The 7052-nt window shown below is 64.8% G+C and carries 7 protein-coding genes; 4 read left to right on the top strand and 3 right to left on the bottom strand.

All coding sequences use genetic code 11. The features are described from left to right. Nucleotides 1-1036 (top strand): cytochrome P450 (locus VNW74_RS02040; RefSeq protein ID WP_325674943.1); only part of this gene is annotated, 1036 nt, incomplete at its 5' end. A 56-nt stretch (nucleotides 1037-1092) separates the two neighbouring features. Here VNW74_RS02040 and dmpG read toward each other — a convergent pair. Genes dmpG through VNW74_RS02025 form a run of 3 tightly spaced genes read right to left on the bottom strand, consistent with a single transcriptional unit; the run spans nucleotide 1093 to nucleotide 3694 of the window. After that, on the bottom strand, nucleotides 1093-2094 hold the full coding sequence (dmpG, locus tag VNW74_RS02035) for a 4-hydroxy-2-oxovalerate aldolase (protein ID WP_325674942.1): 1002 nt from the start codon (nucleotides 2092-2094) through the stop codon (nucleotides 1093-1095). Continuing rightward, nucleotides 2091-3047, bottom strand: coding sequence for an acetaldehyde dehydrogenase (acetylating) (locus VNW74_RS02030; protein WP_325674941.1), 957 nt, complete (start codon nucleotides 3045-3047; stop codon nucleotides 2091-2093). The genes dmpG and VNW74_RS02030 overlap by 4 nt, the downstream gene beginning before the upstream one ends. A gap of 14 nt (nucleotides 3048-3061) precedes the next feature. Next, a complete protein-coding gene (locus VNW74_RS02025) occupies nucleotides 3062-3694 on the bottom strand; it encodes a TetR/AcrR family transcriptional regulator (RefSeq protein ID WP_325674940.1) in 633 nt (210 codons plus the stop codon). A gap of 97 nt (nucleotides 3695-3791) precedes the next feature. Between VNW74_RS02025 and VNW74_RS02020 the strand changes: the two genes are divergently transcribed. The 3 genes from VNW74_RS02020 to VNW74_RS02010 form a co-directional block, all read left to right on the top strand. Next, on the top strand, nucleotides 3792-5342 hold the full coding sequence (locus VNW74_RS02020; protein ID WP_325674939.1) for a bifunctional 3-(3-hydroxy-phenyl)propionate/3-hydroxycinnamic acid hydroxylase: 1551 nt from the start codon (nucleotides 3792-3794) through the stop codon (nucleotides 5340-5342). Further along, complete coding sequence (locus VNW74_RS02015) at nucleotides 5339-6208, top strand: alpha/beta fold hydrolase (protein ID WP_325674938.1); 870 nt, start codon at nucleotides 5339-5341, stop codon at nucleotides 6206-6208. The genes VNW74_RS02020 and VNW74_RS02015 overlap by 4 nt, the downstream gene beginning before the upstream one ends. Next, nucleotides 6208-7052 (top strand): VOC family protein (locus VNW74_RS02010; RefSeq protein ID WP_325674937.1); only part of this gene is annotated, 845 nt, incomplete at its 3' end. The genes VNW74_RS02015 and VNW74_RS02010, both read left to right, overlap by 1 nt.

Here is a 7052-nt window from a genome sequence, read left to right as displayed (position 1 = left end):
CGAATGCAAGACAGCGCTGCGTGATGATGCGACCTTCCTGTCCGGAAGCGGAGTCGCGCTTAATCGTTTCACCAACCGCATGGCGCGCGGCACGACGCTCAACAGCGACGGCGCCGAACACGATCGGCGACGCAAGCTTGTCGCGCACCGGTTGCTGCCGCGCGCGCTGCGTGTGATCAGCGACAGTGTGGACGCGACGGCCGCCACGGTCGTCGAAGCCGCGCTCGACAAAGGCGAGATCGATGGCGTCCACGACGTCGCAGCCGCCCTGCCGCTGGCCGTGGTCCCCGACCTCATCGGTTGGCCCCGAGATCAGCGCGACCACCTCATCGAATGGGGCGGGGCCACTTTCGACGTCCTCGGCCCGCTCAACTGGCAAGCGATCAAGGCCATGCCCGGCGCGTTTCGCATGCTCCTCTTCGCCCGCCGCGTCGTCCGCCAACGGACATTCCTGCCCGGCAGCATGGCAGATGAACTGCTGCTCGCCGCAGACCAAGGCGAGCTGTCGCATGCCGAATGTCCGGCACTGATGGTCGACTATCTCGCGCCGTCGATAGACACCACCATGAGCGCCATCTCGAATGCCTTGTACTTGTTCGCCAGTCACCCCGACCAGTGGCAACTGCTCAAAGACGAACCGACGCTGATGGCTAACGCGATCAATGAAGTCCTCCGCTACGAGCCACCACTGCGGGCATTCGCACGCCGCGCGGGCCAGCCAACTGAAATCGGCGGTGTGAGAATCCGATCCGGCGCGCGCGTCCTGGTGATGTACGCCTCGGCCAACCGCGACGAACGCGAGTGGGAACAACCTGCGGTCTTCGATATAACCCGTGACGCCGGCCGTCAAATCGGCTTCGGGCAGGGTGCCCACGCCTGCGCCGGTCAGAGCTTGGCGCGCCTGGAGACGACTGCCATGCTGCGCGCGCTCATCGAGCGGGTAGACCGCATCGAAGTCACCAGTTCACCGACGTGGGCGATCAACAACATCATCCACCGCCATGAACGTCTGCCCCTCAAGCTGATTCCGGCATAACCACCGCCGTCCGATACGCCCTTCGGTCACGCTGGCCGGGCTGAATCGTCGTCCGCTCAACCGTCGCCTACCAAATCGAGGGCGATGTCGACGAGCATGTCTTCCTGACCACCGACCATGCTGCGTCGCCCCGCCTCCTCGAGCAGCGTGCGCGCGTCGATGCCGTAGCGTTCGGCGGCGTTTTCGGCGTGACGCAGAAAGCTGGAGTACACGCCGGCGTAGCCAAGAGTCAGCGTTTCCCGGTCGACGCGCACCGGCCGTTGCTGCAATGGACGAACGATGTCGTCGGCGGCGTCTTGCAGGCCGTGCAGATCGCAGCCGTGCTTCCAGCCCATCCGGTCGGCGGCGGCAATGAACACCTCCAGCGGCGCGTTGCCCGCGCCCGCACCCATTCCGGTCAGCGAGGCGTCGACCCTACTGGCGCCGTGCTCGACCGCGACGATGGAGTTGGCCACGCCGAGCGACAGGTTGTGGTGGGCGTGAATGCCGATTTCCGTTGTGGATTGCAGTGTTTGACGCACAGCATCGATGCGGTTGGCGACGTCACGCATGGTCATCGCGCCGCCGGAGTCGACGACGTAGACGCAGGTGGCACCGTAACTTTCCATGAGCTTGGCCTGCCCGGCCAGCGCGAGCGGAGCGATCATGTGGCTCATCATCAAGAAGCCGACGGTATCCATGCCACGCTCGCGGGCCGCGGCGATGTGCCGCGCGGAGATGTCGGCTTCAGTGCAGTGGGTGGCCACCCGGACGACGGTGACGCCCGCCTGGTGTGCGTCTTTGAGGTTTTGCAGGCTGCCGATACCGGGCAGGATCAGCGTGGCGACCTTGGCGCGACGCACGGCGCCTGCGACGGCCTCGATCCATTCCAGGTCGGTGTGGGCGCCGAATCCATAGATGCAGCTCGATCCGCCCAATCCGTCGCCATGAGCAACCTCGATGGAGTTCACACCGGCAGCGTCGAGGGCCGCGGCGATCGTCACGGCCTGCTTGAGGTCGTACTGGTGGCGCACCGCGTGCATGCCGTCGCGCAAAGTGACGTCGCTGACGTAGATCATGATGGCGCTCCGGCTGTTTCGAAGGCGTGAGTCGCGATGCGTTCCGCGGTGGCCTTGGCCGCCGACGTCATGATGTCCAGGTTGCCGGCATAGGCGGGCAAATAGTCTGCGGCGCCGGCGACCTCGAGTAGAACGGTGACCCGAGTGCCGGTGAATTTGCCGGTCTCGGGTATGTGCAGCGGGTTGCTTGCGGAAAAGGTCTCGAACTGGATCCGTTGCTTGAGGCGATAGCCCGGCACATACGTGCTGACCGCGTCGACCATGGCCAGCACGTCGGTCTCGATTCGTCGATGATCGGCGTGACCGTCGACCAGACAATAGATCGTGTTGCGCATCAGAACGGGTGGATCCGCCGGGTTGAGGATCGTCACAGCCTTGCCGCGCTGAGCGCCGCCGATGACTTGCAGCGCGGTAGCGGTGGTTTCGATGAAGTCATCGATGCTGGCGCGGGTGCCCGGACCGGCCGACTTCGAGGAGATCGACGACACGATCTCGGCGTACGACACAATCCCGCTTTGCGCCACCGCGGCGACGATCGGCACGGTGGCCTGTCCACCGCATGTCACCATGTTGAGGTTGGAAGCATCGAGGTGGTCGTCGAGATTGACCACCGGCACGCAATACGGCCCGATCGCGGCCGGGGTGAGGTCAAGCATCCGTACGCCGGTGTCGGCCAGCGTGGCCCAGTTTGCGCGGTGCGCGCCGGCCGAGGTCGCGTCGAAAACCATTCTGATATCCGCGAAGTGCGGCATCGCCAGTAGGCCGTCGACGCCGCAAGCGGTGGTCGGCACGCCCATGCTGGCGGCGCGGGCCAGTCCGTCCGAGTCGGGGTCGACGCCGACCATCGCCGCCAACATCAGGGGCCCGTCGCCGCGCGCGATTTTGATCATCAGGTCGGTGCCGATGTTGCCCGACCCGATGATGGCCACCGGCCATTTGTCTTGTGATGTCATAGTTTCCCTCAGCGTCATTGGCCGTCACCCTCGGATAGCAGGCGCAAGGCAGTGTCGTACAAGGCCTGGGCATGTAACTCGAAGAGCTCAAGGAGGTCTACCGCGTCGCCGCCAATCTCCTTGGCGATGAACAGCCCGTCCGCGCCGGCAATCGCGTAAGTGACTAACTGGTGTATCTGAGCCGCGGTGAGGCCCGGGGTGAACTCCCCCAAAGTGTCGACCAGTTGGTTGTAGGTGTGCGTGCGGGCTTGGATGAACATCGCCCGCGCGCGCGGCTCGATGGGTCGCCGTTCCAGCGCCAACATCAGCCCGAGACGAATGAAGTCGGGTGAATCCAGCAGCGCCTTGGCAATCTGCATCGAGAGGGCGACCAAGCGGTCACGTGCGCTGCCCTCATCGGGGACCTGCCACGCCGCTAGCCAGCCGGCGAAGCTGCGCTCGATGACGGCAGCGATCAGGTCATCCTTGTCCTTGAAGTGCCAATAGATGGAGCTCGCCGGCAGTCCACACTTCTTGCTGACCAGGGCGATGCTGGTGCCTTCGTAGCCGCGCTCAGCGGCGATCTCGGTGGCGGCGTCCAGGATGCGCTCACGCGACAGTTCACCGTCGGCGCGCTTGCGCCGTACCGGCTGGTCGTTTCCTGCCATCTCCGCTCTCCTTGCGCCCCGGGTCTTGACTCTGTAGTGATCGTTACATTACCGTAGTGATCACTACAGAACAAGCCCGCGACGATGAGAGACACCCGTGAGCACTCCAGATATCTATGACGTGGCGGTGATCGGCTACGGCCCGACCGGCGCGACCGCCGCCAACCTGCTCGGCCGACTCGGTCTGAAAGTGCTTGTGGTCGAGCGCGATCCCGATGTTTACGGCCGCGCCAGGGCGATCTCCACCGATGAGGAAGTCATGCGGATCTGGCAGTCCGTCGGCCTGGCCGACCGACTGCAGCGGGACATGCTGCCCGATCGTCCACTGAACTTCGTCGACGCCGCCGGTGTCCCGTTCATCGACCTGAAGATCACTCCACGCGGGTGCGGGCACCCGGCGCAGCAGTTCTTGTATCAGCCCGCGGTCGATCACGTGCTACGCGAGGGCGTGCAGCGATTCCCAGGCGTCGATGTGCTGTTGGAACACGAATGCCTCCGGGTAGTGCCCAAGGGCGACGACGTCGAGCTGATGTTGGCCGACCTGCGCACCGACACCTTCAAACGGTTCCGAGCGTCGTATGTGATCGCCGCTGACGGCGGCTCGTCGCCGACTCGCGGTCAGCTGGGTGTCGGTTACACCGGCCGCACCTACACCGAGCGGTGGGTTGTCATCGACACCAAAGTCCTCAAGGAGTGGGATGGTCACGACCGGTTGCGGTTCCACTGCAATCCGGCCCAGCCGACCGTCGACTGTCCGACTCCACTCGGCCACCATCGCTGGGAGTATCCGGCGCGCGCGGGCGAGGACGACGAGGAGCTGTTACGCGAAGACGCGATCTGGAAAGTGCTGGGGAATCAAGGCATAACGCCCGAGCATGTGAAGATACTGCGGGCCGTGATCTACAGCCACCACGTGCGCGTGGCTGACCGTTGGCGGGTGGGCCGAGTCTTCCTGGCGGGGGACGCCGCACACGCCATGCCGCCGTGGATCGGGCAGGGCATGTCGGCAGGGGTTCGGGATGCGGCCAACCTGTGCTGGAAGCTCGCGGCTGTTGCCAACGGGCAGGCGCCGGACTCGCTACTCGACTCCTACCAAACCGAACGCAAACCGCACGTCACCGAGGTCACCCGACGCGCGTGTTTCGCCGGCCGGATCATCACCGAACGCAACCCCATCATCGTGGCCGCGCGTAATCACGTGTTCCGGACGCTTACCCGGATACCCGGTCTGGATGCCCGGCTGCAGAAAATAACCTGGATTCCCGACGCCCGATACGCCGACGGCTACTTCGCCGCAGGCGGCCACCGTGCCGTTGGGTGGCAGATCCCGCAACCGTGGGTAACGGACGGTCACGGCGCGAAGGTTCGCTTTGACGACATTCTCGGCGGGCAGTGGACCGTCCTGCACGAAGGCGAACCGCCAGCAGGCGCGCACGCGTGGACCGACGTCGGCGTCCCGACGCTCCGGATCAGCGAGCCCACGCTCGTCCGATGGTTGCAACGCAAAAAAGCCACGGCTGCGGTGCTGCGTCCAGACGGATTCATCTATGCCGCAGCAAAATCCGGACAACCGCTGCCGCCACCGCCAATCGACTGCACATTTTCTGCGTCGACGTCCCCTGCCACCAGAACTGAGGCCACCGCATGACCACCACCGAGCTGACCGAGCACACCATCACCGTTGCCGGTAAACCGATCTTCGTGGCGGAAACCGGCAGCGGACCGGCCCTGGTCATGCTGCACGGCGGCGGACCGGGCGCTTCCGGGGTATCCAACTACTCCCGTAACATCGACGCCCTGGCACGGCAATTTCGCGTCATCGTGCCCGATATGCCCGGCTACGGCCGCTCGGCCAAAGGCGTCGACCAACACGACCCGTTCGGTTATCTCGCGGACATGATCCGCGGGCTGCTCGACGAACTCGAGCTTGCCACAGCCCATTTGATCGGTAATTCCTACGGCGGTGCGGCCGCGCTGCGGCTGGCACTGGATACGCCGCAGCGAGTCGACAAGCTCGTCTTGATGGGTCCCGGTGGCATCGGCACAACGCGCGCTCTCCCCACTGCGGGGCTCAGAAGCCTGCTGTCGTACTACGGCGGCGACGGACCCAGCCGGGAGAAGTTGGAGGCGTTCATCCGTAATTACCTGGTGTACGACGGCGCTTCGGTCCCAGACGACGTGATCGACCTACGCTATGCGGCCTCGCTCGACCCCGAGGCGGTGGCGGATCCGCCACTGCGCCGCCCGTCCGGCCCGATGGCGCCGCGCACCCTGTGGCGGATGGACCTCACCCGCGACAGCCGCCTCAAGCATCTGCAGACACCGACGTTGGTGTTGTGGGGCCGCGACGACAAGGTCAACCGCCCGGCCGGTGGTCCGATGCTGGTGAACCTGATGCCCAACGCCGAGTTGATCGTGACCGCACGCACCGGGCATTGGATGCAATGGGAGCGCGCCGATCTGTTCAACCGGCTTGTCGTTGACTTCCTCAGCACATCTTCGGTTTTCGACTGATGGACATCTTCGGCAACGTTCACCTCGGCTATATCGTCATCGAGACCAACAGGTTTGCCGACTGGCGCCGGTTCGGCCACGACGCCATCGGCATGCATCTCGACGAGGCAATGCGTGACGTCATGCGGTTCCGCCTTGACGACAACGAATGCCGATTTCTCCTGCGGCGCGGCCCGGCTGAAGATGTCACCGCCCTCGGGTGGCAGATCGACGACCACCGCACGTTCGACGAAATCCTCACCCGCGTCACCCGGCACGGCGTGCCTGTCAACGAGGGCACCGTGGAGGAAGCCGCGCTGCGCGGCGTCGAGCGCCTCATGCGGTTCCCCGGCCCCAACGGCCTGGCGCAGGAAGTCTTCGTCCGCGCTCGGCGCAGCGATACGCCACCGGACATGGCGGTGCGGGGCGGCTTTGTTACCGGCGAAAGCGGTATCGGCCACGTCGCCCTCGCGTCGAAGAAACCGCACCAGGTACGCGGGTACTACAACACCGTGTTCGACGCTCGGCTCACCGACTACATCGACGAGACCATCAGCGGCCTGAAGTTCAAAATCCGCTTCCTACGCGTCAACCAACGCCACCACTCCGTTGCGATCGCCGCGGTTAACCGGTTGCCGATCAACCCGATCCGCACCCGCATTCAGCACCTCAACATCCAGGTCGCCGAACTCGACGACATGACGGCGTCGTATCAGCGGGTCAAAGAACTCGGCTTCCACATGGCGCTGGCCGTCGGCCAGCACACCAACGACAAGGAACTGTCCTACTACGCGATGACACCCTCGGGCTTCGAATGGGAAGTCGGCTGGAACCCGATCGTCGTCGACGAGAAGACGTGGGAACC

Source organism: Mycobacterium sp. (assembly GCF_035570115.1).
GTDB lineage: Bacteria > Actinomycetota > Actinomycetes > Mycobacteriales > Mycobacteriaceae > Mycobacterium.
The sequence above is the reverse complement of the archived record's forward strand: the minus strand, read 5'-3'. Positions and strand labels throughout refer to the sequence as shown.

Coding starts and splice junctions, on each gene's coding strand:
- VNW74_RS02030 (WP_325674941.1), bottom strand. CDS start 3,047: ATGACATCACAAGACAAATGGCCGGTGGCCATCATCGGGTCGGGCAAC.
- VNW74_RS02015 (WP_325674938.1), top strand. CDS start 5,339: ATGACCACCACCGAGCTGACCGAGCACACCATCACCGTTGCCGGTAAA.
- dmpG (WP_325674942.1), bottom strand. CDS start 2,094: ATGATCTACGTCAGCGACGTCACTTTGCGCGACGGCATGCACGCGGTG.
- VNW74_RS02025 (WP_325674940.1), bottom strand. CDS start 3,694: ATGGCAGGAAACGACCAGCCGGTACGGCGCAAGCGCGCCGACGGTGAA.